Below are 26,558 nucleotides of genomic sequence, written 5' to 3' on the forward strand. Positions count from 1 at the left end.
GACGGTCCTGGACGCGCCACAACCGACACCGTACGGATTCAGCCGACGAATCCCAGGCGGATGACATCAGTGGACGAGATGTCAAGAAGGCGCATCAGCCCAGAACTGTGCCCGAGTTCTCGGTGCCGCGGGGACGCTTGCGGGAGAACGCCGAAAGGTCTATGGCCAGGCCGGTGTGCTCGCCGACGAATCGTACCGGCCGTTCGTCGTGATCTACGCCGTTCTCGGTCTGTTCGATGATCGCGGCGAGGAACTTGCCGACGACCGGCGCGTTCTTGAACTGGTTGCCGCTCGTCCCCATGGCGACGTAGAACCCGTCCAGCTCCGTACGGTCGTAAATCGGCGTCCAGTCGTCGGCGACGTCGTAGACTCCCACGACCCCGCGAGCCCGATTCGGTATCTCCAACGTCGGTAGCCGTCGCGCAGCCCTCGTCACCTGGGCCTCGAACACCGCCGTCGTCGGATGCGCGGTGACGGCATCCGGGTCGTCCACCCACTGCAGCGGGTCGCATTCCGGTTCCGTACCACCCACCAGCAGTCCCCCGCCGGCCTCACCGCGCAGGTAGACACCCAGGTCCATGTCCGCGATGCAGATCCCGGCGCGGTTGTCGGCGCCGAAACCCGCGGGGGCCGCGACGTGCGCGACCTCCTGCCGTAACGGCCGGCATCCCACGGTGAAGTCGGATCCGACCGACGCCAGCTCGTTGATGCGGGTCGACCATGGGCCTGCGGCGTTGACCACCACGCCGCAGGGGATCCTGCTCCCGTCTGCGAGTGTCACCGCGGTGACCCGGCCATGAGCCCGCTCGATCCCGCGCACCGACGTATGGAACCGGAACTCGGCACCGTGTGCCCGCGCGGCGGCGGCCAGATTCTGCGCCGCCAGTTGCGGATCGTTCACGAACCCCGCATCAGGTGTGTACACGGCACCCAGCGTGGTTTCGGTCTCGGCCCAGAACTCGTCGTCGTCGATACGTTTCGGTGGCCAGTACCTGCCGACGTCGATACCCAGGATCCGCTCCGACAGGTCCGCACTCGTCCACTCCTCGAACGGGATACCCGCGTTCCGGAACAACGGCAGGTACACCGACCGAGGAGCCACGTCCACGTCCAGCATCGCCATCCCGCACCGTACGTACCGAGCCAACGGCCCGACGTCGCGGCCAAGGTGCTCCGCCCACGACCTCCAGCCGAAGTGCGCCTCCCAGGCGGTGGCGACGCCCGCGGCGGTGGAGAAGTTGAACCGCACCACCGCGCTGGACGCACTCGTGGAGCCGTGGCCGGCGCCCCCGGCCTTGTCGACCACCGTCACCTGCCAGCCACGGCGGGCGAGTTCCAAGGCGACCGACGCGCCGATCACCCCCGACCCGATCACCACGACATCCGTGCGCTTACCGGGCACGGCAGGTCCTGAGATAACTGAGGAACGAGGCCTGCAGGCCGGTCACGTGCGTTTCGTGCATGAGTGCGCTGGTGACGGATCCGCTGCGTGAGGTGAGGCGGTGAAGGAACGTGGCCGCGTTCTTCGCGAGATTCTGGTAGACCGCCACGTCTCCGAGGATCTCTCGGTCGTTGAAGGTCACGTGAAGCTTGGTAGCAGGCAGGGTGTCACCCATCGCTTGAAGACGAGCGAAGACCTGACTGTCTGCACCGACAATGCCGGGGCTGCCCGCGCCGATGCTCTCGAAGAAGGTGCTATTGGTGAGCCAGGCGTAGAGACTGAAGAGTCCGCCGTAGGAATAGCCGAAGAGGCCGTGACCGCTCGGGGCTGTGCCGTAGTCGCGTTCGATCCGCGGGTGTAGGTCGTCGGTAAGGAAGTTCAGGAACATATCCCCGCGGCTGTCGCTCAATTCAGCGAGGTAGGCGTCGGCTTGCTCGCGAGTCATCGTGCCCGCTTCGACCCCCATCTCCACCGCATCGATGTACTCCTTCGCGATGGGTTCGCCGGGGGGCACGAGGTCGCGGTTGCGCAACCGCTCCCAGTGCTCTGCCTCCTCGCCTGCGTAGCCCACGCTGACTTGGACGTAGGGCTGAATCGACTGCATGGGGTCCAGTTGCGTGACGATGAGTGGGGCGGTCATGCCCACGGCCCAATTGCCGTCGAGCACGTACACGACAGGCGCTTGCGCCGCGGCAGGGTCGTAGCGCGGTGGCGTGGTGACCCAGACGCCGTAGTCGTGCCCACCGCTGGAGCGCATCTCGAAGTAGTCGGTGTGGGCGAGGCAGCCCTGCCACATGGTGCTCATCTGAGGTCCTTTACGATTTGGCCAGCCTGGATTACGAGGACGGCGTTGGTGGGGTCGGAGAACAGTTCTGGGTCTTCGAGCGGGTTGCCGTTCCAAAGAACGAGGTCTGCCTGCGCGCCGGGAGTGATGACACCCACCTGGCCGGACAGGCCGAGGATCTCGGCGTTGGTCTGGGTCGCCGCCACGAGCGCTTCCATCGGCGTCTCGAGGGCTGCGCGGAGGCTGAGTTCTTTGCCGCGACGGTCCTGAGCCGGACCGATGAGATCGGAACCCAGCCCGATCCGCACTCCGGCCTCCTTGGCGACAGCGAGCGCCTCGGTCATCCGCTCACGGACACCCAGCGCACGATCGCGGACCGACTCGCCGAGGCCGGCTTCCGCGGGGTCGTGCAGCAGTCGCTCGACGACGGCGAACGTGGGCACAAGGGCGACCCCGCGCGTGGCCATCAAGGTGGCCGTGGGCTCATCGAGGTCGGTGCCGTGCTCGACACAGCGCGCCCCGGCCTCGACCGCGTTCCGAATGCCCTCATTGTTGTGGGCGTGAACCGTCACGTAAGTGCCCCGTGCCGCGGCTTCCTGCACAGCGACGGCGATCTCCTCCACGGTGAACTGGGTGTCGGTCAGCCGGTCGTGAGCGCTGACCACTCCCCCGGTCACACAGAGCTTCAGGAAGGAGGCTCCGCGGCGGAAGGCCTCACGTACGTTGCCTCGCAGCTCGTCCGCGTTGCCCGACATCATGGACAGGGCACACAGACCCGGAAGGTGATGGCCGCTCCACAGCTCGGTGGGTTCCCAGTCGGCTCCGTAGTAGCCGTGCCCACCGATCTGGCACTGCACCGGTCCGCACGACAGGACGCGCGGTCCCCTGACCTTGCCCTTCGCGATCGTGGTGACGACGCCACCGTCGATCCCGCCGGTGTCCCGGACGGTCGTGAAGCCGGCGTCGAGCGCTGCGCCGGCCGTGGCGAAGATATCCGCCGCGATCTCGGCGGCACTGATCTGGAACGAGAACTGCGGCTGGATCGGGCTCGACAGGCCCAGGTGAACGTGCGCGTCGATCAGGCCGGGCGTCATCGTCAGTCCCCCGGCGTCGAGCCGCTCGCCGGGTTCGCCACCGGAGGCCCCGAGCTGGGTGATCCGCCCGTCTTCGACGGTGACGTCGACGTCTATGGGATCGCGCCCCGTCCCGTCGGCGACCGCCGCGCCGACCACCTGCAAACGTCCCACGAGTCGTTCCCTCCGCCGTCGCGAGCTGACTGCGACCATGTACGAAGCAACGCGGGCCGCCAGAAATCTTTTCCAATGGATAAACTGTAGGAGTGATCCTGTCAACCACGGAACGCAAAGGCGACGCACGCGAGCGCCTCCTGGCCCGGCTCCTCGACACCTTCGACGAGGCCCTTCCCTCACCGGAGGTGTCGCTCCGCGAGATCGCCGCCCGGACCGAGACCAGCCACGCCCTCCTGCGATACCACTTCGGGTCACTCCCGGGCGTCCTGGCGGCCATGCTCAAGGCACAGCGATCTCGTGACAACGAGGCCCTTTTCGCAGCCGCCCAGCAGGGCACCTTCGCCAGCCTCGTTGTGGCGATCTGGCGGACCTACACCCGCCCGGAGCAGTTGTCGCGTGTCCGCGGCTTCTTCCACGTCGTAGGACTGGCCGCGTACAGGCCGGAGGACTTCCGCGAGTTCATCGACTCGCTCGACGACCTGACCAAAATGCTGGCCTCACTCGCGGAACGCGAAGGGCACGACACCGGGGAAGCGCTGACCATGGCCACCGTCGCCGTTGCCGCGATCCGCGGCCTGCTCTTACAGGAAGTCCTGACTCCAGGAGTCCACTCGGAGGACGCCGTCGACTTGATCCTGCGCATGCTCCCCGGCAACGCGGCCGGCGTTCACTCAGGCGATGGAGTACGCCCGCACCCTCAAGCAGGCCGTCCCGCACCGGCGCGTGATCGTCATGGTGCATGAGATGAAGCGAACTTCGATCTGGGCACCAAAGAGGGCCGGTCCATGTTCGCGGTCCTGGCCCAGTTGCACCGACCAGCCGAGCTGATTGCGAGCGCCGTTGGCGGCCATCGCCCGGCGCCGGTCGTCGGCATCCAGGTGGAAGAAGGCGCCCAGCTGGGCGAAGTCAGGGACGGTGTTGAAGGTGCCGTATCGGCTGCGTTGCTCGGCGGGCAGGAAACTGACCGGCATGGGGGCCTCCGCGCCGTCGGCTATCAGCAGCGGCCAGGTCAGCTGATCAACATGGCCGATTACGTGGTGAATTGTGCCAGTCTCACGGCAGTCGTGATCACCGTTGTCCAGCTCATGACGGTTGGGTTGCCCGCGTGTCTGAAGTCCGCGCCTGTGCTCTGGCTCCGGAGTCACCTGGCCATGGAAGTGCCTGTCCTGCTGGGAGTGGGGGAAGCTGGGGTGCCCGTCCAGCTGCGGATGTCGTGATGGGCACCTTCCTGCCCCTTTCCGCCCCTCAAGGGAGTTGTTCGTCGTTGAAGCACTTGTCCGTTGCCGCCGCGACCGCGGCAGCCCTGCTGCTGGCCACCGTCTCGCCCGCGACGGCCGCCGGCGCCGCCACGCTCGGCGACGTCCAGCAAGCCATGGAGAGCCTGGCCACGACGCCCGGCGTGGTGGGCGCGATCGGCGGCGCGTACGTGGACGGCAAGCCCACCGGCCGTGGCGCCGCCGGGTCGCGGCTGCTCAACGGCAAAGGCGGCACGATTCCAGCAGACTCCCGGTTCCGCATCGGCTCGCAGTCCAAGACGATGGTGGCCACGGTGCTCCTGCAGCTCGTCGAGGAGGGCAGGCTCGGCCTGGATGACAAGCTCGCCGATCTGCTGCCCGAGGTGGTCGCCGGCGGGCTGGTGGAACGGGCCGACGAGATCACCGTCCAGCAGCTGGTCCAGCACACCTCCGGCATCCCCGACTGGTTTCACCAGAGCGGCTCGACCGCCCCGGCGTTCGACGTCTTCGACTTCACCACCTACTACCGGCCCATCGACATCGTGAAGATGACGCGGGGCCGGCTGCGCACCGGCGAACCGGGCGGGACGTACACCTACTCCAACACCAACTACACCCTCATAGGCATGATCATCGAGAAGATGACCGGGCACACCCTGGCCCGCGAGCTCGACCGGCGTATCTTCCGCCCGCTCGGCATGACTGGGACCTACCAGGCCACCAAGCCCCCGGAGGGCATCAAGGGCCCGCACGGGCACGGCTACTACGCCGACTCCACCGGTACCCCACGCGACGTGCACCGCTTCAACGCCAGCTGGGGCAACGGCGCCGGTGGCGTCGTCTCGACCACGCATGACGTCAGCGCCTTCCGGCGAGCCCTGAACCAGGGCAAACTGCTGCCGCCGTCACTGCAGAAGATCCTCACCGGTGGCAGCGCACAGCAGGGCACGGGCCTGTGTGGAGGAAAGCTGAAAGGCCAGATGCTCGGCGGCTCCGCGCCCGGCCTCACCACACTGACCTTCGCCTCGACCGACGGCCGGCGGCAATTCGCCATCTCCGTCACACGGAGCACCACCCACGATAACGCCATCGTCCCCGCGATGATCAAAACCGTCGAAGCCGTCCTCTGCCCGACGACTTGAAGCCCTACTCGGCGCGCCCGGCCTGATAGACGTCGCGCAGCACCAACGCAAACTCGTCGGCCAGGTCCAGGAAAGCGGCCACGACCCTGCTCCACCGCTTGACCAGGTCGGTCTCCATGGCACGCAGCGCGCCCGCAGAGGTGAGGACTCTATGCGATGCATCCACGCCTGCAACGAGCGGGCCTTCTTTGTACTTCTGCCGGAGTTCGCCCTTGATGATCCATGAGGCGACTGACCGTCAAACGTGGGGCGTCGCGCCTGGCGGCCCTCGACCGGATGCCGAGGGCCGCGTTATGGTGCGGCCTAGTTGAGCTCGCAGGCGGTCTCCGTCTCGGCAACGCAGATGTCGGTACCGCTGCCGCCGTCGGCGGTGTCGATGCCCGAACCTCCGTCCATGATGTCGTTGCCGCCGTTGCCGATCATCGTGTCCCGGTCCGAGCCACCGGAGACCCGGTCCTCGTTCGATCCACCGAAGTACTGGTCGCTGCCGGGGCCGAGGAAGGCCTGCAGGGGCAGGGTGGTGTTGTTCCTGACGATGTCGCCGCCGCCCTGGACGTTGGCCAGGAGCCGGTTGACACCGCCGCTCGGACAGCGCACGGTCGTGTTGCTGATCTGCGAGCAGGCGGGGTTGGTGATCAGTGTGTCGTTGGTGTTGACCACGTCGATGAAGCTCCCGTTGAAGCTGATCGTGATGTTGTCGGCCACGTCGCTCGAGTTGACCGAGAGCTGCCCGCCCGTCAGCGTCACGTTGGTCAGCGCGTGCGCCGGGCTCGCTATGAACAGCAGCGGTGCGGCGGCCAGAGCGCTGAGGGTGAGGGCCTTGAGCATGGTACGCATTGATTTTTTCTCTTCTCTTTTCGGTCTTGCGCAGGCCGATCGGCCTCGCAGCTGGAAGGACAAGTTCACTGGACAGAGCGAGTGGTGCAGGCCCCGTCACGCCACATACCTCAGGAGCGATATACGGGCTGCTGCGTATACGTGACGGGGATTGAGGAGATGGGTTCGTCGAGTGCGGTGTCCGATCGGCGCTGGGCGATCGCGCGTACATAGCTGAGATGGCGGCCGCGATCGGCGGTGAGGGCCTGGATTTCCACCTCGTTGTCCGGTGCGATCGCCCGCTGCCATTCCAGCCAGTGCCTCCAGCCGTCGGTCATGGTGTCGGCCACGTCCACGCGGGCGATGCCGCTGCGTTCCCAGTGGCGACGCCACCAGCCGGCCGAGTGCAGGCAGGCCATGCTCGGCTCCCACCACGCCGCCAGGTGTTCAGGGATCGGGCCGTCGATCTCCTGGATCAGTCCCGCGCCGGCGATGCCGATCTGGCCGCCTGGTTTGACGAACCGGGCCAGATAGTTCAGGTACAGGTCGTCGGTGCCGTAGTAGACGAAGGAGTCGATGCTGATGGCGGCGTCGAAGAAGGTGGTCGCGAACGGCAGCGCTCGGGCGTCGGCGTGCAGGGGGAACACGGCGTGGTCGACGCCGGCGTCGCGGATGCGTTCCAGCCGCTCATTCGCGCTGAACCACAGGTCCGTGGACCACACCTCAACGTCGAACTCGCGGTGCAGGAAGACCGACGACGCACCCCGGCCGCAGCCCAGGTCCAGCACCCGCATGCCGGGCTGTAACGCCATCGCCTCAGTGAGCCATTCGGTCAGCCACAAGGAGTTGGCTCCGCCGCTGACGCTGGAGCGAATCCAGTCGGGGTGGTAGCGCGAGGTTCGCGGGAACCGTGGTGACGCCATGGGGTCTGTGGGCATGGGTGTCGTTCTCCTCGCGGTCGATGAACCCCTCGCGCAGGTGGTTGGCCCGATGGGTGGGGCGTGCGTCATGCGGCCTCGACCTCCATGAGGGCGACCGGTCCCGGGGTGGGGATGGTCGCCGACGGTCGGAACCCGGTGGTGGCGAACAGGGCCTGCCATTCGTCGGCGCGGCGTTCCCGGCCGCCGGCGACGGTCAGCAGCTCGACGTCGGAGATCTTGGAGTGGTGGAAGTCGTTGCCCGTGGGCACGACGGCGTCGACGACCAGCAGCCGCACCCCCGCCGGCATGGCCGCCCGGATGGTGGCCAGGATGCGTCCGGCGTCGTGGTCGTCCCAGTTGCGCAGGCAGCTCTTGATCAGGTAGAGATCCCCGGTGGACGGTACCTCGGCGAAGAAGTCCCCCGCGACCAGGTCGACGCGGTCGGCCACGCCCGCGGCCGCCAGCCGGTCGCGAGCGAGGGGGATGACGCTCGCGTCCTCCAGGAGCACCCCGCGCGCCTGCGGATTCCCGTGCAGGATGGTGGCGAGCAGAGCCCCGATGCCGCCGCCGACGTCGACGATGGTGCGGTACGGCGAGAAGTCGTAGGCGGCCACGACGGGCGGGGCCGACATGGCGTAGAACCCGGCGGCGGTCTGCTGGAACAACGCGGCCGCCTCCAGGTGGTCGCGCAGGTACTGGTAGACGCTCGTTCCGTAGACGTAGTCGAAGGCGGGCTCGCCGGTGCGCACGCTGTGGTCGATGTGGCCGTACGGACGCCACATCGGGTCCATGTTCATGGTGATGGCCGCGGCCCGCAGCGAGCCGGGCACATCGCTGCGTAGTGGCTCGGCCAGCGGGGTCAGGGCGAACCGGCCCTGGTCGTCCTCGGCGAGAACGCCGATGCAGGCGGTGGCCCGCAGGATGCGATAGAGCGCCTGCGGGTTGGTCTCGCACGCCGTGGCCAGGTCGAGGGGAGTGCGCGGTTTGTCGGCGACCAGGTCGGCGATGCCCAGCCGGGCGACCACGCCGACCGCCTGGGACAGCCATTTGGCCGACAGGAGCTCCAGCAGCCGCGCCGATGCCGGCTGCTGGACGGTGTCGTCATGTGCGGTCATGCCATCGAGACTCGCCTGGCCGCAGCCTGGCCACATCCGTGCCGTCTACTGATGTTGGCCGGGCGCGTACGTACGCAACCGGGCCCGGTCAGCCGCGCCGGTCTTGGCCAGGAGCCGGCTGACGTGTGTTTCGACCGTGCGTACGGACAGATGCAGCCGGGCCGCGATCTGCGCGTTGCCCAGCCCCTCGGCGACCAGGGCGAGCACTTCCGCCTCCCGGCCGGTGACACCGGCGGCGCGCAAGTGGGGCGGCACCGTCGTGCTCCGGGTACGGCGGGGCGGCGCGCCGGCCAGCCGCAGCAGGTCGCGGCAGCGGCCGGCCAGCGCCTCGTCGCCGTTGTGTTCGTGCCACGCCAGATCGGCGCGCAGCCCCGGCATGGGATCACCCCACTCCTCGGTCACCGCGGCGGTCCACACCGGCAGTCGCAGCAGCCGATGCCACCACGGATGCGTCTCGAGTGCCGCATCGCCGCGGGCCAGCGCCTCAGCCGAATCGCCGGCCTTGCCCAGGCGGCCTGCGGCGATCGCGTCGGCGTAGGCCAGTGCGCCGCGGTTGACCCGCCGGCGGCCCGCCCCGCAGCGCTGGAACACCGCACGGGCGTCCTCTTGCCTGTCCCCGGTCACCTCGCGCAGCAGCAGCCACAGGCCCCACCAGTGGGTGGCAGCGGCCGAGGCATAGCCGGCCAGGATCGCGGCGCCATCGTCGGCCAGTGCGGTCGCGCCCGACAGGTTCCCGGAGACCACAGCGGAGATCGCGCGTACCAGGCCGAGGCCGGCTCGTACTTCCTGCGGCGCGTCCGGCCGGCCCTCTGCCCGGCGCAGCCATCGCTCCACCCCGTCGTCGTCCCCGGTACCGGCGCGAGCGGCTGCGACGAACAGCTCGGCAACCGCCTGGACGCTCGTCAACCGCAGCCGTCCTGCGAGCTCGGCGCACCGGCGTGCCACCGGCTCGCCGACACCGGGACCGTGCGCCGTCAGCGCCAAGTCGGCCACCAACAGGTCGATCTCCGCCAGCTGCCCCAGCAGGCCGGCCGACTCGGCCAGATCGCGAGCCTCGGCCAGCGCCGGCGGGTCAGGCTGCCCGCGCTGCACGGCGGCCAGGCCGAACAGCGCGGCCACCCGTAACGGGGTGAGACCGCGCTCGGCGGCGACCTGCACCGCCCGCCCGAACGCGGCGCGGGCCGCGGCCGCATCGTCATGCGCCAGGCAACGGCCACGTACCAGCAGCGCCGCCGCCAGAGATTCGCCGTCGCCGGACCTGTCGGCCTCCTGCACCGCATCGGCGGCCAGGGCGGCGGCTCGTCGCGGATCACCCACACCATAGGCGGCCTCGGCGCGCACGATCGCCGAACGGGGATCGTGCGGCCGACCGGCCCGCTCGACGTAGGCGATCGCAGCCGCCCACCGGCCACCCACCATGCAACCCCGGGCCAGCTGCAGGCACAGCTCCACGTGCTCGTCTCCGATCGCGGTGTCGATGGCCTCCTCGCCCGCACGCAGCGCCGCATCCACCTCACCGGCCAGCGTCAGCAGCCGTACTCGCTCGATGGCCCAGGCGATGCGGATCGCACCGGTGGCATCCACCCGCGCCAGCAACCCCCTGGCACTGCGCAACGCCCCACGCGACAGATCGTGGCGGGCCAGCCGCAGCAGGATCCGGCCGGCCCGTTCCCGATCTCCCGCCGCCCCGAACAGCTCGGCCGCCCGTACGTCGCCCTCCCCGGCACCCCCGCCATCGAGCAACTCCGCGGCACTTCGGGCGATCGCCGCCCGTTCCGGCGGCAGCAAGGCCGCCCGCACCGCCTCCCGGGTCAACGCGTGCCGCCAGGTCAGCTCCTCGGCCTCCGCGTGCAGCAGGTGAGCTTCTGCGGCGGCTCGCAAACCCGCGAGCAACGCCGCCTCGTCCACCCCTGCCACCGAGGCGATCACGTCCCAGCCCAGATCGGCCCCCACCACGGCCGCGACGTTCAGGACCCGTCGGTGCTCGTCGGCGAGGGCTGCCATCCGCTCGCCGACCAGCGCCCGCAGCGTCGGCGGTACGCCGATGTCCGGCGTCGGCCCCTCCGGCGCGGCCAGATCGACGCCCGCCCGCCGCAGCCCCGCCGTCAGCTCCTCCACCAGCAATGGCAGCCCGTCACAGCGCTCCACCACGAAGCCGGCCATCGCGGCCCCGAGCCGCGCCCCGGCCCGATCCGCGGCCAGCTCAGCCACCTCGGCCGCATCCAGCCGAGCCGGCCGCAACACCCGCACAGCTGGTCGCCGCCCGATCCGCTCGATCTGATCAGCGGTGCGCGGCTCGTCACGTGCCGCCCCGCAGATCAGGACCCGCTGATCGACCACCTGCTCGACCAGGTACTCCAGAACCGCGAGCGTGTCCGGATCCGCCCAATGCAGGTCATCCAGCACCAGCACGCACCCACCACCGGCGCCGACCGCCCGCAGCAGCCGCAACGCCCCCTCACCGACCAGCACGGCGGGATCCACCATCGGCTCCGCACTACCGGCCGACCCGAAATCGGGGATGAGCCGCCCCAACGCCGCCCGGTACGGCCGCACCTCGGCATCGTCCGCGAGCCCGGCATCCCGCAACCGCCCGACCAACGCGGTGGCCAACGCCCGGTAGGTTCCCCCCGCCGGCACCGCACGGCCCTGCAACACCTCCATCCCCGCTGCCGACGCCCGAGCCGACACCTCCGCCAGCAACCGGGACTTACCGATGCCCGCCTCCCCGATCACCATCACGCTCGTGCCGCGCCCGCCGGCCGCCGCGGCCACAACCGCGTCGATCGCCGCCAGCTCCGCAGCCCGGCCCACCATCCGCTCCCCAGACGACCCCGCAAATCCCACCACCCCAGTACACCCCACCGCGACCCCCGGTATCGAGTTCGCTGCGGGCTTCGGGGGTGGATCGCCGAACACTCGTTCGCGGACCTTGACCGGTAGCGGCGTGGTGTCCAGGGCGACGACCTGGCCCGGCCGGTGCACCACGATGCGAGCATGGGAGGTTTCCACCGCTGCGGCCGAGCGCGCATAGCGCTGCCGAGCACCGTCAGGGCCGAACCATTCCAGCCAGACAGCGCGTAAGGTCCAATAGCTGGGGACATCGATCTGCGGCCCGAACTTTTCCAGGACATACTGGTGGATCAGCACGCAGCGGGCCTTCATGGTCATCTTCGATCGGCGCAGGCTCTCGCCCCGCGCCGCGAAGATCGCCTCCCGAACCTCCTCCGTAATGCTGTGACGGCCCTTGCTGGAGCGCGTCCATCGGCCATCCGTGCACCCGAGCGCGCCGAGTTCCTCACACTTCGCGGCCATGCGCCTGAGCGTCCGCTCACTCATCTGGTCCAGTCCGAGAAGTTGTGCTTCCTGCTTCTCCAGAGCCGCCAGTTCTGTGGCCTTGGCCGTTCGCCGCTGCTCCAGCGTGCGACATCACGTGCGGCCGCCACCCCTCCACCACCGAATATCGCCATCCGACCGCCCACGCCGCCTCTTGCGCCGCGGCGAAGGCGACCTCGTCCCGGTCCCGGATCAACGGAGCGGGCCGGACGTCGAAGAGCCATCCCGACCCGTCTCGCAGCACAGCCAGGAAGTCGGGGACATGCTCGCGGAAGCCGTCGCCGGTCTCGAACCGCAGCTGGAACGGCTGCGGCAGCACCTCGGCCACGGAGCCAGCGAAGTCCAACGCCAGCAGCAGTCGCTGCTCCTCCAGCGACTCGAACCCATGCAAGCGGCCCGTCGACACCATGAATTCCAGCCCGGGCCGATGGCGCTGGCTCGCCCGCCAGGAGAACCGGCGAACCGGTACGCACTCCAACACGGGCACCGCCGCGAGATCTCGAGCTGGGCAGACCAGTTCGCCCGCCGATGTCCGCCACGTCGCGCTCCATCGCCGGGGCCACTGCGAGCCCATTGCCAGCGGCCTCAGCGACCGGTCGCTGGCGATATGAGCAGAGAACAGCTCTTCTAAGCCACAGGTCTCCGACCGCACTTCCGGTAAGTCGCCGACCGTCACCACTCAACCACAGCACCTTGGAACCAGCCGTACCACCCGTTCCCGCAAGAAACACGGGCTTGTGACGTCCCTGTCTCTCGCTGACAGGGTGCGGAGTGGCCAGCTACCGCTCTCAGGGTGGCCACCTACTGCTCACACTGGCCATCTATCGCTCACACGCTCAGTACGGTGAACCTCCGATGTCAGGCGCGTTTCTAGATTGTTATCCGGAACAACAAACTCCCCCCTCCGAAGGTCTTCCAAAGCAGGCCGTCCCGGAATACGTTGCCGCAAACAACATTCATCCGGGCCCTCCGGAAGAAAGGACCCTGCACTATGCGCAAGGGGATCCTCAGCCTGACCGCCGCGGCCGCCGTTCTAGCCCTCGGTCTCACCGCCTGCGGGGGCAACAGCGGTCCGACCTCGTCCACGTCTTCCGCGCCGAGCACGCAGAGCTCGCAGAAGGCCGGCAAGATCGGCGTCATCCTGCCCGACAGCAAGTCCTCGGCCCGCTGGGAGACGGCGGATCGCAAGTACCTGGAAGAGGCGTTCAAGGCCGCCGGGGTGGCCTACGACATCCAGAACGCCCAGAACGACAAGACGGCCTTCCAGACCATCGCCGACCAGATGATCACCAACGGCGCCACCGTGCTGATGATCGTCAACCTCGACAGCGGCACCGGCAAGACGGTCATCGAGAAGGCCAAGTCCCAGGGCGTGGCGACCATCGACTACGACCGGCTGACGCTGGGTGGCGGCGCCGCCTACTACGTGAGCTTCGACAACACCAAGGTCGGCACCCTGCAGGGCGAGGGCCTGGTCAAGTGCCTGACTGACAAGAAGGCCAGCAAGCCGATCATCGCCGAGCTCAACGGCTCGCCGACCGACAACAACGCCACCCTCTTCAAGGCCGGGTACGACGGCGTGCTCAAGCCCAAGTACGACTCGGGCGACTACGTCAAGGGCCCCGACCAGTCCGTGCCCGACTGGGACAACGCCCAGGCCGGCACCATCTTCGAGCAGATGCTGACCAGCGCGCCGAAGATCGCCGGTGTGCTGGCCGCCAACGACGGTCTCGGCAACGCCGCCATCACGGTGCTGAAGAAGAACAACCTCAACGGCAAGGTCCCGGTGACCGGCCAGGACGCCACGGTCCAGGGTCTGCAGAACATCCTGGTCGGCGACCAGTGCATGACCGTCTACAAGGCCGTCAAGAAGGAGGCCGACGCGGCGGCCAAGCTCGCGGTCGCGCTGGCCAAGGGCGAGAAGCCCACGGCGAGCAGCAGCGTCAAGGACCCGCAGAGCAACCAGGACGTGCCGTCCGAGCTGCTCGACCCGCAGCCGATCTACCTCGACAACGTCAAGGACGTCGTGGCGGACGGCTACGTGACCAAGGAAGAGCTGTGCACCGGCGACTTCGCCGCCAAGTGCACCTCGGCCGGAATCCAGTAGGGCAAGTAAGAAAGCGGAACCGGGTACGGCCGCGACCTGAAGAGGGCGGCCGTACCCCTCCCCAAGGGAGCCTCATGACCCCCCTGCTCGAAGTGCGCGGGATAGACAAGAGCTTCGGCCCGGTACAGGTCCTGCACAACGTCACGTTCTCCGCCTACCCCGGCGAGGTGACGGCCCTGGTCGGCGACAACGGCGCGGGCAAGTCGACGCTCGTCAAGTGCATCGGCGGCATCTACCCGATCGACGGGGGCGACATCCTCTTCGACGGCAAGCCCGTCCAGGTGCACGGCCCGCGTGACGCCGGTGAGCTGGGCATCGAGATCGTGTACCAGGATCTCGCGCTCTGCGACAACCTCGACATCGTCCAGAACATGTTCCTCGGCAGGGAACGCCGCAGCGGGCTCGTGCTCGACGAGGCGTCGATGGAGGAACTGGCCACGCAGACACTCGACGGGCTGTCCGTCCGTACGGTGAAGTCCATCAGACAGCAGGTGTCCAGCCTGTCCGGCGGCCAGCGCCAGACGGTGGCCATCGCCAAGGCCGTCCTGTGGAACAGCAAGGTCGTCATCCTCGACGAGCCGACGGCCGCCCTCGGCGTCGCCCAGACCGCGCAGGTGCTGGAGCTGGTACGCCGGCTCGCCGACACCGGCCTGGCCGTCGTGCTCATCTCCCACAACCTGAACGACGTCTTCGCCGTCTCCGACCAGATCGCGGCGCTCTACCTCGGCAAGATGGCCGCGCAGGTCAGGACCGCCGACGTGACGCACGCGCAGGTCGTCGAACTGATCACATCCGGCCGGAGCGGAGACCTGGGGATCGCGCAATGAACAAGGTCAAGGAACTCCCCGGCGAGGCGATCGTCACCGCGACGCAGTCGCCGTCGATCGGGCACAGCGTCACCGCCTACATCGAGCGGGTACGCGGCGGCGACATGGGCGCGCTGCCGGCCGTACTCGGCCTGCTGGTGCTCTGCACCGTCTTCGCCATCGCACGTCCCGCCTTCCTCACGGCGATCAACGTCGCGAACCTGTTCACCCAGGGCGCCGCGGTCACGGTGATCGCGATGGGCCTGGTGTTCGTGCTGCTGCTCGGCGAGATCGACCTGTCGGCCGGTTTCGCCAGCGGCGTGTGCGCGGCGGTGCTCGCGGTGACGCTGACCAACATGGGCCTGCCCTGGTACGTCTGCGTGGGGGCGGCGATACTCACCGGCATCGTCATCGGCACCGTGCTCGGCACGCTGGTGGCCAAGGTGGGCATACCGTCGTTCGTGGTGACGCTGGCCGCCTTCCTCGCCTTCCAGGGGCTGGTCCTGGTGCTGGTCGACGAGGGGACGAACATCTCGATCCGGGATCCCGTCATCATCGCCGTCGCCAACAAGAACCTGCCGGTCTGGCTCGGCTGGGCGCTCTTCGCGGCCTGCGTGGCGGGCTACGCCGCCCTCCAGCTGATCAGGGCCGGCCGGCGCGCGAAGCGCGGGCTGGTGGCCGACCCGTTCTCGCTGATCGCCGCCCGCGTGGGCGCGCTGGCGATCATCGGGGGCGTGGTCGTCTACGTGCTCAACCTCGAGCGCTCCCGCAACCCGGCCATCAGCTCGCTCATGGGCGTGCCGATCGTGGTGCCGGTGATCCTCGTGCTGCTGGTCGTGTGGACGTTCGTGCTCCGCCGTACCGCCTTCGGCCGGCACATCTACGCGGTCGGCGGGAACGCGGAGGCGTCCCGCAGAGCCGGTATCAGCGTGGACCGGATCAGGATCAGCGCATTCGTGATCTGCTCGGCGATGGCCGCCGTCGGTGGCATCGTCGCCGCCTCGCGGGCCAGCTCGGTCGACCCGAACACCGGCGGCAGCTCCGTGCTGCTGTACGCGGTCGGCGCCGCGGTCATCGGCGGCACCAGCCTGTTCGGCGGGAAGGGTCGGGTCCTCGACGCGATACTCGGCGGCGCCGTGGTCGCGGTGATCGAGAACGGCATGGGCCTGATGGGATACGGTGCGAGTGTGAAATACCTGGTCACGGGGTTCGTCCTGCTCCTGGCCGCGGGTGTCGACGCTCTGGCGCGCAAGCGGGCGGCTGCCGCTGGTCTAAGGTGATCAGCGACTCCCACCCCTTTAAGGAAGCCCAGACGATGCGTGCCGGTCCCTCCCAGGAGGACATCAGGCGTCACAACCTCGGCGCCCTGTTGCGACACGTCCATCTGGGCGGGCCGACCTCACGCGCCGAGCTGACATCGAAGATGGGCCTCAACCGCAGCACGATCATGGCGCTCACCTCCGACCTCACCGCGGCCGGGCTGGTGCGCGAGGAGCTGCCGCGCGAGACCGGCCGCGCGGGCCGCCCCTCGCTCGTGGTGCGCCCCGAGTCGGCGCGGGTCTACGTGTTCGCCTTCGACGTGGGCCCGGACCGGCTGGCCGTCGCGCGCGTCGGGCTGGGCGGGGTGATCCTCGACCGCAGGGAGGCCGTACGCCTGCGCGGCCCGTTCGAGCTGGAGGAGCTGACCGGGATCCTGGCCGGCTTCGCCCGGCAGATGCGGCGCAAGACCAGGGCCGACACGGTCTGTGTCGGCGCGGCCGCGGCGGTCGCCGGCGGGGTGCGCAAGGGCGACGGCATGATCAGGTTCGGCCCCAACCTCGGCACCGAGGAGGTGCCGTTCGGCGAGGAGCTGGGCCGCAGGCTGGCCCTGGGCCTGCCCGTCAGCGTGGGCAACGACGCCAACCTGGCCGCGCTGGCCGAGCACAGCCGCGGGGTCGGGGCCGCCGTCAGGGACCTGATCTACCTGCACGGAGACGTCGGCATCGGCGGCGGGATCATCGCGGGCGGTCACCTGCTGGGCGGTCACGACGGCTACGGCGGCGAGGTCGGCCATATGGTCGTCAACCCCGGCGGGCGGGCCTGCGGCTGCGGTTCGCACGGCTGCCTGGAGGCCGAGGTGGGGGAGCGGGCCCTGCTGGAGACCGCCGGCCGGCTGGCCGGCGAGCAGCACGGCAGGGACGCGGTGCGCGCCGTGGTCGACGCCGCCGACCGGGGCGACATCGTGGCGCAGGAGGCGCTCAAGAAGGTCGGCGACTGGCTCGGCCTGGGCGTCGCCAACCTGGTCAACATCTTCAACCCGGAGATGGTCATCTTCGGCGGGATGCTGCGGGAGATCTATCTCGGCTCGGCCGCTCAGGTGCGCACCAGGCTGACGCTGCACGCGATGGCGCCGCAGCGGGAGAAGCTGCGGCTGCGCACCTCGGCCCTGGCCGATGACGCGACGCTCGTGGGCGCGGCCGAGCTGGCCTTCGCCCACGTGCTCGCGGACCCGCTGGAAGTGCTGGCCAGGGCCAACGCTTAGGAGACCCGGCTCTTCGGCGCGCTCCAGGTGTTGCAGTATCGGGCCGATCCGCCGCTGTAGCCGCGGTCCTGCCAGTAGGCGAGGTTGGCGGGCTTGCCGTGGACCTTGCTCTCCCCGGCCCTGCTGACGGCGTCGGTCCACTCGTCCCAGGTGATGCCCGGGTCGATGGAGTCGAGCGTGGAGCTGTAGAAGACGCCGGCGAAGCACTCGGCCTGCATCTCCAGGCGGTGGCTGAGTATCGTGCGCGCGCTCCCTCCGGATCGCCAGTAGAGCCTGTTCTGCTCGTCCAGCATGCCGCTGAGCTGCTGCACGTGGTGGCCCCACTCGTGGGCGACGGAGTGCGCGATGTTCATACGGAACGGGTCCTGCAGGTCCCGCTTCATGATCCGGATGGCGATCGTCCGCTGCGCCGGGCAGTACTGGGCGCCGTTGCTGGTGATCTTGCCGCAGACCGACCCGCTGCCGGTCGTGATGGCGATCTTCGGCGGGCTGTAGCGGAGCCCGGCGGCCTTGAACCTGGTGGCCCAGAAGGTGTTGGCGCACCGGGCCATGGCCCGGTGGAAGGTCTTGAGCGAGGCGGCGCTGCCCTTGCGGATCGCGGGGATCGCGCACGACTGCGGCGACGGGGTGCCGGACCGATAGATCTTGTTCTTGGCCAGTACGGCGGGCGGCGCGGTCTGCGCGACCTGCGGGGCCGTGGTCTCCGCGTTGGCCGTGCCAGATAGGGCCAAACCCACGACCATGCCGACAGATGCGGCGATAAGGGGTATACGCACGATCGCGGATACTAGACCACTAGGTGGGGCCCTGTTCGCGAGTCCCGTGCTTTGTCCGGAAAGCGCAATGCGGCCGCGCCGTAGGGCGCGGCCGCATCACAGCGGGAGAACTAGGCGACGGTACGCGCGGGCGCGGCCCAGGTGTTGCAGGAGCCGGGGGACGCCGAGCCGTAGCCGCGGTTCATCCAGTACGCCTGCGACGGGCCACGGCCGTGGTCGTTCTGCGGCCAGCCCTTGGCGCCGTTCTTGCGGAACCAGTTGACGGTGTAGTCCCACTCACCCGAGTCGACGGGCAGCGTGCTCTCGACCGTGCGCATGAAGACCGAGGAGAAGCACTCCGCCTGCAACTCCGACCGGCGCGAGAGCGCGAGCTGGCCGGACCTGCCGCTGGCGTTCCTGGCGGCCCAGTAGTAGTTCCAGATGCCCGACATGTTCTGCACGTGGTGGCCGTACTCGTGGGCCATCAGCCGGGTGATGCCCAGCGCGAACGGCTGGCGCAGCTGGGTCTTGGTGATCAGCATGTACATCGTGCGGTCGGTCGAGCAGTAGATGCCGTCGGCACCCGCGCTCCACGGGCCGCAGGGGGTGCGGACCTTCCTGGTGATGATGCGCAGCCGCGGCTTGCTGAAGGAGAGACCGGCCTTGCGGAACTGGGAGGCCCAGGAGCGGTTCAGGCAGTTCGTCACGCTCGTGAGGAAGCGCTTGTAAGCCGTGGTGCTGCCCTTGGGCAGGCTGCCGGGCGAACAGTTGGAGCTGGCGAGCCGTCCCGTCCGGTACAGCGGGCTGGCCGTCGCGGCGGCCTTGCCGCGGGGCGGCGCCGCCTGCTGAGCGGCCTGCTGGACGACCTGCTGACCTGCGGAGACGGGCTTGACATCGGCTGTCGCCGTTCCCGCGCCGGCCAGCGCGATAACCGCGCCTGTGGCCACAAGGGACGACAGCTTCTTCATGGGGAGAGTGTTCATAGTGAAGGAAAGACTAGGTCAAGATCGGACATATGTGGGTGCAATTGACTCTATGGAGCGCGATGGAGTCAGCAAGGCAGGCACGAACTAGACTCGATCGGGTTAGCGCACAGGAGCAGAGGGGATCGCATCCGTGAGCGGGTTGCTGGGCTCGGTAAAGGGACCACACGACGTCAAACGCCTGGATGCCGAGGAGCTGCCGGGGCTGGCGGCGGAGATCCGTGACCTGCTCGTCGACTGCTGCGCCCGGTTCGGCGGCCATCTCGGCCCCAACCTCGGTGTGGTCGAGCTCACCATCGCCCTGCACCGCGTCTTCGACTCGCCGAGCGACCCGATCGTCTGGGACACCGGCCATCAGTCGTACGTTCACAAATTGCTCACCGGGCGCGCCGCGGGCTTCGGCGCGCTGAAGCAGGAGGGCGGCCTGTCCGGCTACCCGAGCCAGGCCGAGTCCGAGCACGACTTCGTCGAGAACTCCCACGCCTCCACCGCGCTGTCCTACGCCGACGGCCTGGCCAAGGCGTTCAAGCTGCGCGGCGAGCACGACCGCACGGCCATCGCGGTGATCGGCGACGGCGCGCTGACCGGCGGCATGGCCTGGGAGGCGCTCAACAACATCGCGGCCGGCAAGGACCTGCGGCTCGTCATCGTCGTCAACGACAACGGCCGCTCCTACTCGCCGACGATCGGCGGCCTGGCCTCCCACCTGTCCTCGCTGCGGGTCAACCGCCGCTATGAGGACATGCTCGAATACGTCAAAGAGAAGATCGGGAACGTCCCCGTGCTCTACGACGCGCTCCACGGCATCAAGAAGGGCGTCAAGGACGTCCTGGCCCCGCAGGTCATGTTCGAGGACCTCGGCCTGAAATACGTCGGGCCGATCGACGGCCACGATGAGCAGGCCATGGAGGCGGCGCTGCGCAAGGCCCGCGACTTCCGCGGCCCGGTCATCGTGCACGCCCTCACCCAGAAGGGCCGCGGCTACTCACCGGCCGAAAACCACGACGAGGACCAGTTCCACTCGCCCGGCGCCTTCGACCGGGCCACCGGCGCGGAGAAGCCCAAGGGCCGCATCTGGACCAACGTGTTCAGCGAGGAGCTGGTCAGGCTCGGCAAGGACCGCGAGGACCTGGTCGCCATCACCGCCGCGATGCTCCACCCGACCGGCCTGGCCGCCTTCGCCGAGGCCTACCCCGACCGCATCTACGACGTCGGCATCGCCGAGCAGCACGCCCTGACCAGCGCGGCCGGGCTGGCGCTCGGCGGCATGCACCCGGTCGTGGCCGTCTACGCGACCTTCCTCAACCGGGCCTTCGACCAGCTGCTCATGGACGTGGCCCTGCACCGGCTGCCCGTCACCGTGGTGCTCGACCGGGCCGGCGTCACCGGCGACGACGGGGCCAGCCACAACGGCATGTGGGACCTGTCGATCCTGCAGGTCGTCCCCGGCCTGAAGATCGCCGTGCCGCGCGACGGCGAGCGGCTGACCGAGCTGCTCGGCGAGGCCGTGGAGGTCTCCGACGGCCCGACCGTGCTGCGCTTCCCCAAGGGCCCGGTCGCCGAGCCGATCGAGGCCGTCGGCAAGCTGGGCACGATGGACGTGCTGCGCGCGGGCGAGCCCGAGGTGCTGCTGGTGGGCGTCGGCCCGATGGCGCGGGTCTGCATGGACGCCGCCCTCCTGCTCGACGCGCAGGGCATCTCGGCGACCGTGGTCGACCCGCGCTGGGTCAAGCCGCTCGACGAGGCGCTCGTGGCCGCCGCGAGCGCCCACAAGCTGGTCGCGGTCGTCGAGGACAACGGCCGCGTGGGCGGCGCCGGCGACGCGGTGTCCCGCCTGCTGCGCGACGCCGACGTGGATGTGCCCGTACGCGGCTACGGCATCCCGCAGCGCTTCCTCGACCATGCCAAGCGGGCCGCGATCCTCGGCCAGATCGGGCTGACCGGCCAGGACCTCGCGCGCGAGATCACCGAGGCGATCGCCAAGCGGAGCAGCCCGATCGAGAGCCAGTCCGCGCCGCGCTGATCGCCCTGTCACACCCTGGTGAGGAATGATCAACCAGGGGTTTGGGAAGACGCTGAGTGTGGACATCTTTCGCACCAAGAGCGTCGAGCAGTCGATCCTCGACACCGAAGCCCCCGAGCATCGGCTGCGAAAGCGACTGACCGCCGTCGACCTCACGGTCTTCGGCATCGGCGTCATCGTCGGCACCGGCATCTTCGTCCTCACCGGCCGCGTGGCCAAAGAGACGGCCGGCCCGGCGGTGGCGCTCTCCTTCGTCGTGGCCGCCGTCGTTTGCGGTCTGGCGGCGCTGTGCTACGCGGAGTTCGCCTCGTCGATCCCCGTGGCCGGGTCGGCCTACACCTTCTCGCTGGCCACGCTGGGCGAGTTCCCGGCCTGGGTCATCGGCTGGGACCTGATGCTGGAGATGGCGCTGGCCGGGGCGGTGGTGGCGGTCGGCTGGTCGGGCTACTTCGCCTCGCTGATGTCCTCGCTGGGCCTCGAACTGCCCGGCTGGATGGCGGGGGAGCACCCCGTGGTCAACCTGCCCGCGATGGTCATCGTGCTGATCCTCACCGGCGTCCTGACCGCCGGGATCAAGCTGTCCTCGCGGGTCAACCTGGTCATCGTCACCATCAAGGTGGCGGTGATCCTGCTCGTCATCGTGGCCGGGCTGTTCTTCATCAACACTGCCAACTACTCGCCGTTCATCCCGCCGCCGGTGTCCACGCCGGGGGTCGAGGGGCTGAAGGCGCCGCTGATCCAGGTGCTGTTCGGCATCACGCCGGTCGCCTTCGGCGTGATCGGCATCTTCTCGGCCGCCGCGGTCGTGTTCTTCGCCTTCATCGGCTTCGACATCGTCGCCACCGCCGCCGAGGAGACCATCAAGCCGCAGCGCGACCTGCCGCGCGGCATCATCGGCTCCCTGGCCATCTGCACCGTCCTGTACGTCGCGGTGTCGCTGGTCGTGGTCGGCATGCAGCGCTACGACAAGCTGAGTGAGAAGGCGCCGCTCGCCGACGCCTTCACCGCGGTCGGGCAGTCCTGGGCGGCCACGCTGATCAGCATCGGCGCCATCGCCGGTCTGACCACGGTGGTGATGATCCTCATGCTGGGGCAGAGCCGGGTGCTGTTCGCCATGTGCCGCGACGGGCTGCTGCCGCGCGGGCTGGCGAAGGTCCACCCCAGGTTCGGCACGCCGGCCCGGCTGACGATCATCATCGGGCTGGTCACCACGGTGCTGTCCGGGTTCATCTCGCTCGGCGCGCTGGCCGAGCTGGTGAACATCGGCACGCTGTTCGCGTTCGTGGTGGTCTCGGCCGGCGTGGTCGTGCTGCGCCGTACGCAGCCGGACCTGCACCGGGCCTTCCGTACGCCGTTGGTGCCGCTGCTGCCGATCCTGTCGGTGCTGGCCTGCGTCTACCTGATGCTCAACCTGCCGGTCGAGACATGGCTGCGGTTCGTGGTGTGGCTGGTCATCGGTGCCGTGCTCTACTTCGTCTACGGCTACCGCCACAGCCGGGTCCAGGTGGCCGGCCCGAAGGGGTAGGCGCGCGGGGCGCCCACCCCTCGGCGGTCAGGCGGCCGGCCGTCTGACGGTGAAGACCGCCCCGCCCGCCGCCTTCATCCGGCAGGAGTTGGGGAAGACGTAGGTCCATCGCAGCGATGTCCCGCGCCACTTGCCCACCACCACGACGGTGTGCGGCTGGTACTCGTCGGTGCACACCGGATTGGGCACCACGTTCAGCTTGGCCGGGTCGCCCTTGACCTTCCGCAGCAGGTCGCAGGCCGCGGCGGGGGTGGGGTGGCTGCCGCCGTCGGGGTCACAGGTGAGGGTGGCCCCTTTCGGCAGGCCGTCCACCACGACAACGATCTTCAGCGTCGACTTGGGGGCCGTTTCGGCGAGTGCGGGGGGCGCCGTCGCCAGCGCGACTCCGCACAACGCGATCGTGCCGACTGCTCTCATCATGGATCTTCTCCGTTCGTAGCGCGGCGAACACGCTACGTGACGGATCACTTTACCCTGGGAGACCCGCCGGACGGGCCTCCCAAGATTCGGTCAAGCCGGCCCGTCTCAGGCGGGCACGGACGCGGTGCCGGCCGGGAGGAATCGCGGCCGGGAAAGACCCGACCTGTCCAGGTACGGGGTGATCCCGCCCAGGTGGAACGGCCAGCCCGCGCCGAGGATCATGCACAGGTCGATGTCCTGCGCCGCCGCGACCACGCCTTCGTCCAGCATGATCTGGATCTCCTCGGCCAGTGCCCGCAGCACGCGCAGCCGTACCTCGGCGGCGGTGGACGGCGCCGAGCCGCCCGCGAACAGCGCCACCGCCTCGGCGTCGAGCGAGAAGTCGGGCAGATAGACGCCCGGCTTGCCGGAGGCGACCAGCTTGGCCATGTTCGCCGAGACGCCGAAGCGCTCGGGGAAGGCCGCGTGCAGCGTCTCGGCCACGTGCAGGCCGACGGCCGGCCCCACGAGCTGGAGCAGCGCGAACGGCGTCATCGGCAGCCCGAGGTCGTCGAGCGAGTGCTCGGCGACCTCCAGCGGCGTGCCCTCGTCGACCGCGGCGATCACCTCGCCCATGAAGCGGGTGAGCAGCCGGTTCACCACGAACGCCGGAGCGTCCTTCACCAGCACCGACGACTTCTTCAGCGACCGGCCCACGGCGAAGGCGGTGGCCAGCGTCGCGTCGTCGGTCGAAGGCGCCTTGACGATCTCCAGCAGCGGCATCACCGCGACCGGGTTGAAGAAGTGGAAGCCGACCAGCCGCTCCGGACGCTCCAGCGCGGCGCCCATCTCGGCCAGCGAGAGCGAGGAGGTGTTGGTCGCGAGCACGCAGTCGGCCGAGACCACCGCCTCCACCTCCGCGAACACCTGCCGCTTGACCGACATCTCTTCGAAGACCGCCTCGATGACGAAGTCGGCGTCGGCGAAGGCGTCCTTGGTCAGCGAGCCGGTCACCAGCCCCTTGAGCCGGTTGGCCTGGTCGGCCGAGACACGGCCCTTGGCGAGCAGCTTGTCGACCTCGGCGTGCACGTGGCCCACGCCCTTGCCGAGCCTGCTCTCGTCGAGGTCGGTCAGCACGACCGGCACCTCCAGGCGGCGGGCGAACAGCAGCGCCATCTGCGAGGCCATCAGCCCCGCGCCCACCACGCCGACCTTGGTCACCTTGCGGGCCAGCGCGGGGTCGGGGGCGCCCGCCGGGCGCTTGGCCCGCCGCTGCACCAGGTCGAAGGCGTAGAGCCCGGCCCGCAGCTCGTCACCCATGAGCAGGTCGGTCAGCGCCTCGTCCTCGGCGGCGAAGCCCTCGTCGCGCGAGGCCGTACGGGCCAAGGTGATCAGGTCGAGCGCCCGGTAGGGGGCGGGGGAGGCGCCGCGCAGCTTCATGTCGACCAGGAAGCGCGCGTCGGCGACCGCCTTGTCCCAGTCATCCTTGTCCCAGACGTCGTCGGCGTGCGAGTCGCGCGCCACGACGGTGTCGCCGGTGAGCACCCGGGCGGCCCAGCGCAGCGACTCCTCCAGGAAGTCGGCCGGCTCGAACATCGCGTCGGCGACGCCCAGCTCGAACGCCTGAGCGCCCTTGAGCATGCGGTTCTGTGACAGCGGGTTCTCGATGATCAGCTTGATCGCGCGGGCCGGGCCGATCAGGTGCGGCAGCAGCTGCGTACCGCCCCAGCCCGGCACCAGGCCGAGGAAGCACTCGGGCAGCGCGATGGCCGGGACGCCCGAGGAGATCGTCCGGTAGGTGCAGTGGAGGGCCACCTCCAGGCCGCCGCCCATCGCCGCGCCGTTGACGAACGCGAAAGACGGGATCGGCAGCTCGCCCAGGCGGCGGAACACGTGGTGGCCCAGCGCGCCGATGGCCCGCGCCTCCTCGCGCGAGGCCATGGTCGCCGCGCCCTTGAGATCGGCGCCGACCGCGAAGACGAACGGCTTTCCCGTCACGCCCACGGCGGCCAGGTCGGTGCGGGCGGCGATCTCGGACAGCGCGCCGTTCAGCGCGAACAGCCCGTGCGGGCCGAAGGTGTTGGGCTTGGTGTGGTCGAAGCCGTTGTCGAGGGTGATGAGCGCCATCGTGCCGGCCCCGCCGGGCAGCTCGACGTCGCGGACCAGGGCCTTGGTGACGACTTCGCCGGTGTCGCGCTCGGTCAGCAGCGAGCGCCAGGTCTCAACGTTGCTCATGCCAGGTTCTCCCAGATCACGGTGCCGCCCATGCCCATGCCGACGCACATGGTGGTGATGCCGTAGCGCACGTCGGGGCGCTCGCCGAACTGCCGCGCGAGCTGCGTCATCAGCCGTACGCCCGAGGAGGCCAGCGGGTGGCCGAAGGCGATCGCGCCACCGTAGGGGTTCACCCGCGGGTCGTCGTCGGCGATGCCGAAGTGCTCCAGGAAGGCCAGCACCTGTACGGCGAAAGCCTCGTTGATCTCGAACAGCCCGATATCGGAAATATCAAGATTTGCCAGGCGCAGCGCCCGCTCGGTGGACGGGATCGGGCCCACGCCCATCACCTCGGGGTCCACGCCGGCGAAGGCGTAGGAGACCAGCCGCATCTTCGGCGCCAGGCCCAGCTCGGCGGCCGTCTCGGCGGCGGCCACGACGCAGCCGGTGGCGCCGTCGTTGATGCCCGAGGAGTTGCCCGCCGTGACGTTGCCGTGGGCGCGGAACGGCGTCTTGAGCGAGCCCAGCCCGTCCAGCGTGGTGCCGGGGCGCGGCGCCTCGTCCTCGACCGCCAGGCCCCAGCCCCGCTCGGCCGTCCTGATCGCCGTGGGGACCAGGTCGGGCTGGATCCGGCCGTCGGCGTACGCCTTGGCCACCTTCTCCTGCGACAGCACCGCGTAGGCGTCGGCACGGTCCTTGGTGATCGTGGGGAAACGGTCGTGCAGGTTCTCGGCCGTCATGCCCATGACCAGGGCGCTCGGGTCGACGAGGCGCTCCGACAGGAACCTCGGGTTCGGGTCGACGCCCTCGCCCATCGGGTGGCGGCCCATGTGCTCGACGCCGCCCGCGATCGCCACGTCGTACGCGCCGAACGCGATGCCGCCCGCGACCGTGGTCACCGCGGTCATCGCGCCCGCGCACATGCGGTCGATCGCGTAGCCGGGCACGGTCTTGGGCAGCCCGGCCAGCACCGCCGCCGAGCGGCCGATGGTCAGGCCCTGGTCGCCGATCTGGGTGGTCGCGGCGATCGCGACCTCGTCCACGCGCTCCGGCGGCAGCCCCGGGTTGCGCCGGATCAGCTCGCGGATGACGCGGACGACCAGGTCGTCCGCGCGAGTCTCCGCGTACATGCCCTTGGGCCCCGACCGGCCGAAAGGTGTGCGTACGCCGTCGACGAACACGACGT

General features: G+C 69.4%; 23 protein-coding genes. 8 read left to right on the plus strand and 15 right to left on the minus strand.

Annotated features, from left to right (window positions below; genetic code table 11):
* Positions 1-94: 94 nt before the first annotated feature.
* Genes LDL49_RS02845 through LDL49_RS02855 form a run of 3 tightly spaced genes read right to left on the minus strand, consistent with a single transcriptional unit; the run spans position 95 to position 3,457 of the window.
* A complete protein-coding gene (locus LDL49_RS02845; RefSeq protein WP_225289277.1) occupies positions 95-1,402 on the minus strand; it encodes an NAD(P)/FAD-dependent oxidoreductase in 1,308 nt (435 codons plus the stop codon).
* Complete coding sequence (locus LDL49_RS02850) at positions 1,392-2,246, minus strand: alpha/beta hydrolase (RefSeq protein ID WP_225289278.1); 855 nt, start codon at positions 2,244-2,246, stop codon at positions 1,392-1,394. The genes LDL49_RS02845 and LDL49_RS02850 overlap by 11 nt, the downstream gene beginning before the upstream one ends.
* Positions 2,243-3,457, minus strand: coding sequence for a metal-dependent hydrolase family protein (locus LDL49_RS02855; protein WP_225289846.1), 1,215 nt, complete (start codon positions 3,455-3,457; stop codon positions 2,243-2,245). Before LDL49_RS02855 ends, LDL49_RS02850 begins: the two co-directional genes overlap by 4 nt.
* 107 nt (positions 3,458-3,564) lie before the next feature.
* Between LDL49_RS02855 and LDL49_RS02860 the strand changes: the two genes are divergently transcribed.
* Positions 3,565-4,218: a TetR/AcrR family transcriptional regulator gene (locus LDL49_RS02860; protein ID WP_225289279.1), complete on the plus strand. Its 654-nt coding sequence runs from the start codon at positions 3,565-3,567 to the stop codon at positions 4,216-4,218.
* Here LDL49_RS02860 and LDL49_RS59035 read toward each other — a convergent pair.
* Complete coding sequence (locus LDL49_RS59035) at positions 4,147-4,446, minus strand: DUF4158 domain-containing protein (protein WP_225289847.1); 300 nt, start codon at positions 4,444-4,446, stop codon at positions 4,147-4,149. The genes LDL49_RS02860 and LDL49_RS59035 overlap by 72 nt on opposite strands.
* 293 nt (positions 4,447-4,739) lie before the next feature.
* On the opposite strand from LDL49_RS59035, the gene LDL49_RS02870 reads away from it, so the two are divergent.
* Positions 4,740-5,852 (plus strand): serine hydrolase domain-containing protein, encoded by a 1,113-nt coding sequence (locus tag LDL49_RS02870; RefSeq protein WP_225289280.1) that lies wholly within the window; start codon positions 4,740-4,742, stop codon positions 5,850-5,852.
* Positions 5,853-5,856: 4 nt separating this feature from the next.
* Here the strand turns inward: LDL49_RS02870 and LDL49_RS02875 are convergent, their stop codons facing one another.
* The 6 genes from LDL49_RS02875 to LDL49_RS02900 all read right to left on the minus strand — a co-directional run bounded on the left by LDL49_RS02875 (position 5,857) and on the right by LDL49_RS02900 (position 12,715).
* A complete protein-coding gene (locus LDL49_RS02875) occupies positions 5,857-6,018 on the minus strand; it encodes a hypothetical protein (RefSeq protein ID WP_225289281.1) in 162 nt (53 codons plus the stop codon).
* 137 nt (positions 6,019-6,155) lie between these two features.
* Positions 6,156-6,689 (minus strand): calcium-binding protein, encoded by a 534-nt coding sequence (locus LDL49_RS02880; RefSeq protein ID WP_225289282.1) that lies wholly within the window; start codon positions 6,687-6,689, stop codon positions 6,156-6,158.
* Positions 6,690-6,799: 110 nt separating this feature from the next.
* Positions 6,800-7,606 carry an SAM-dependent methyltransferase gene (locus LDL49_RS02885; RefSeq protein ID WP_225289283.1) on the minus strand — a complete coding sequence of 269 codons (807 nt, stop codon included), beginning with the start codon at positions 7,604-7,606 and terminating at the stop codon, positions 6,800-6,802.
* Positions 7,607-7,674: 68 nt separating this feature from the next.
* Positions 7,675-8,703: a methyltransferase gene (locus LDL49_RS02890; protein WP_225289284.1), complete on the minus strand. Its 1,029-nt coding sequence runs from the start codon at positions 8,701-8,703 to the stop codon at positions 7,675-7,677.
* 45 nt (positions 8,704-8,748) lie between these two features.
* On the minus strand, positions 8,749-12,018 hold the full coding sequence (locus LDL49_RS02895) for an ATP-binding protein (RefSeq protein WP_225289285.1): 3,270 nt from the start codon (positions 12,016-12,018) through the stop codon (positions 8,749-8,751).
* A gap of 16 nt (positions 12,019-12,034) precedes the next feature.
* On the minus strand, positions 12,035-12,715 hold the full coding sequence (locus LDL49_RS02900; protein WP_225289286.1) for a TnsA-like heteromeric transposase endonuclease subunit: 681 nt from the start codon (positions 12,713-12,715) through the stop codon (positions 12,035-12,037).
* Positions 12,716-13,030: 315 nt separating this feature from the next.
* On the opposite strand from LDL49_RS02900, the gene LDL49_RS02905 reads away from it, so the two are divergent.
* The 4 genes from LDL49_RS02905 to LDL49_RS02920 all read left to right on the plus strand — a co-directional run bounded on the left by LDL49_RS02905 (position 13,031) and on the right by LDL49_RS02920 (position 17,473).
* Complete coding sequence (locus LDL49_RS02905) at positions 13,031-14,146, plus strand: sugar ABC transporter substrate-binding protein (protein ID WP_225289287.1); 1,116 nt, start codon at positions 13,031-13,033, stop codon at positions 14,144-14,146.
* 74 nt (positions 14,147-14,220) lie between these two features.
* On the plus strand, positions 14,221-14,973 hold the full coding sequence (locus LDL49_RS02910) for an ATP-binding cassette domain-containing protein (protein WP_225289288.1): 753 nt from the start codon (positions 14,221-14,223) through the stop codon (positions 14,971-14,973).
* Positions 14,970-16,232: a sugar ABC transporter permease gene (locus tag LDL49_RS02915; RefSeq protein ID WP_225289289.1), complete on the plus strand. Its 1,263-nt coding sequence runs from the start codon at positions 14,970-14,972 to the stop codon at positions 16,230-16,232. The genes LDL49_RS02910 and LDL49_RS02915 overlap by 4 nt, the downstream gene beginning before the upstream one ends.
* 35 nt (positions 16,233-16,267) lie before the next feature.
* Positions 16,268-17,473, plus strand: a complete 1,206-nt coding sequence (locus LDL49_RS02920) for an ROK family transcriptional regulator (protein ID WP_225289290.1) — start codon at positions 16,268-16,270, stop codon at positions 17,471-17,473.
* On the opposite strand, the gene LDL49_RS02925 is transcribed toward LDL49_RS02920, so the two are convergent.
* Together LDL49_RS02925 and LDL49_RS02930 are read right to left on the minus strand one after the other, a co-directional pair.
* Positions 17,470-18,249 carry a neutral zinc metallopeptidase gene (locus LDL49_RS02925; protein ID WP_225289291.1) on the minus strand — a complete coding sequence of 260 codons (780 nt, stop codon included), beginning with the start codon at positions 18,247-18,249 and terminating at the stop codon, positions 17,470-17,472. The genes LDL49_RS02920 and LDL49_RS02925 overlap by 4 nt on opposite strands.
* A gap of 110 nt (positions 18,250-18,359) precedes the next feature.
* Positions 18,360-19,211: a neutral zinc metallopeptidase gene (locus LDL49_RS02930; protein WP_225289292.1), complete on the minus strand. Its 852-nt coding sequence runs from the start codon at positions 19,209-19,211 to the stop codon at positions 18,360-18,362.
* A 142-nt stretch (positions 19,212-19,353) separates the two neighbouring features.
* On the opposite strand from LDL49_RS02930, the gene dxs reads away from it, so the two are divergent.
* Both dxs and LDL49_RS02940 read left to right on the plus strand, forming a co-directional pair.
* Positions 19,354-21,234, plus strand: a complete 1,881-nt coding sequence (gene dxs, locus LDL49_RS02935; protein ID WP_225289848.1) for a 1-deoxy-D-xylulose-5-phosphate synthase — start codon at positions 19,354-19,356, stop codon at positions 21,232-21,234.
* A 58-nt stretch (positions 21,235-21,292) separates the two neighbouring features.
* Positions 21,293-22,759, plus strand: a complete 1,467-nt coding sequence (locus tag LDL49_RS02940; RefSeq protein ID WP_308016057.1) for an amino acid permease — start codon at positions 21,293-21,295, stop codon at positions 22,757-22,759.
* Between the two features lie 27 nt (positions 22,760-22,786).
* Here LDL49_RS02940 and LDL49_RS02945 read toward each other — a convergent pair whose 3' ends face one another.
* The 3 genes from LDL49_RS02945 to LDL49_RS02955 form a co-directional block, all read right to left on the minus strand.
* Entirely contained in the window at positions 22,787-23,179 is a 393-nt protein-coding gene (locus LDL49_RS02945) for an SSI family serine proteinase inhibitor (RefSeq protein ID WP_225289293.1), read from the minus strand.
* A gap of 105 nt (positions 23,180-23,284) precedes the next feature.
* On the minus strand, positions 23,285-25,393 hold the full coding sequence (locus LDL49_RS02950) for a 3-hydroxyacyl-CoA dehydrogenase NAD-binding domain-containing protein (protein WP_225289294.1): 2,109 nt from the start codon (positions 25,391-25,393) through the stop codon (positions 23,285-23,287).
* Positions 25,390-26,553 carry a thiolase family protein gene (locus LDL49_RS02955; RefSeq protein ID WP_225289850.1) on the minus strand — a complete coding sequence of 388 codons (1,164 nt, stop codon included), beginning with the start codon at positions 26,551-26,553 and terminating at the stop codon, positions 25,390-25,392. The genes LDL49_RS02950 and LDL49_RS02955 overlap by 4 nt, the downstream gene beginning before the upstream one ends.
* Between the last annotated feature and the right edge of the window lie 5 nt (positions 26,554-26,558).

Source organism: Nonomuraea aurantiaca, from assembly GCF_020215705.1.
Lineage (GTDB): Bacteria > Actinomycetota > Actinomycetes > Streptosporangiales > Streptosporangiaceae > Nonomuraea > Nonomuraea aurantiaca.

Coding starts and splice junctions, on each gene's coding strand:
- LDL49_RS02850 (WP_225289278.1), bottom strand. CDS start 2,246: ATGAGCACCATGTGGCAGGGCTGCCTCGCCCACACCGACTACTTCGAG.
- LDL49_RS59035 (WP_225289847.1), bottom strand. CDS start 4,446: ATGCCGGTCAGTTTCCTGCCCGCCGAGCAACGCAGCCGATACGGCACC.
- LDL49_RS02880 (WP_225289282.1), bottom strand. CDS start 6,689: ATGCGTACCATGCTCAAGGCCCTCACCCTCAGCGCTCTGGCCGCCGCA.
- LDL49_RS02885 (WP_225289283.1), bottom strand. CDS start 7,606: ATGCCCACAGACCCCATGGCGTCACCACGGTTCCCGCGAACCTCGCGC.
- LDL49_RS02890 (WP_225289284.1), bottom strand. CDS start 8,703: ATGACCGCACATGACGACACCGTCCAGCAGCCGGCATCGGCGCGGCTG.
- LDL49_RS02895 (WP_225289285.1), bottom strand. CDS start 12,018: ATGGCCGCGAAGTGTGAGGAACTCGGCGCGCTCGGGTGCACGGATGGC.
- LDL49_RS02905 (WP_225289287.1), top strand. CDS start 13,031: ATGCGCAAGGGGATCCTCAGCCTGACCGCCGCGGCCGCCGTTCTAGCC.
- LDL49_RS02910 (WP_225289288.1), top strand. CDS start 14,221: ATGACCCCCCTGCTCGAAGTGCGCGGGATAGACAAGAGCTTCGGCCCG.
- LDL49_RS02915 (WP_225289289.1), top strand. CDS start 14,970: ATGAACAAGGTCAAGGAACTCCCCGGCGAGGCGATCGTCACCGCGACG.
- LDL49_RS02920 (WP_225289290.1), top strand. CDS start 16,268: ATGCGTGCCGGTCCCTCCCAGGAGGACATCAGGCGTCACAACCTCGGC.
- LDL49_RS02930 (WP_225289292.1), bottom strand. CDS start 19,211: ATGAACACTCTCCCCATGAAGAAGCTGTCGTCCCTTGTGGCCACAGGC.
- LDL49_RS02945 (WP_225289293.1), bottom strand. CDS start 23,179: ATGATGAGAGCAGTCGGCACGATCGCGTTGTGCGGAGTCGCGCTGGCG.
- LDL49_RS02950 (WP_225289294.1), bottom strand. CDS start 25,393: ATGAGCAACGTTGAGACCTGGCGCTCGCTGCTGACCGAGCGCGACACC.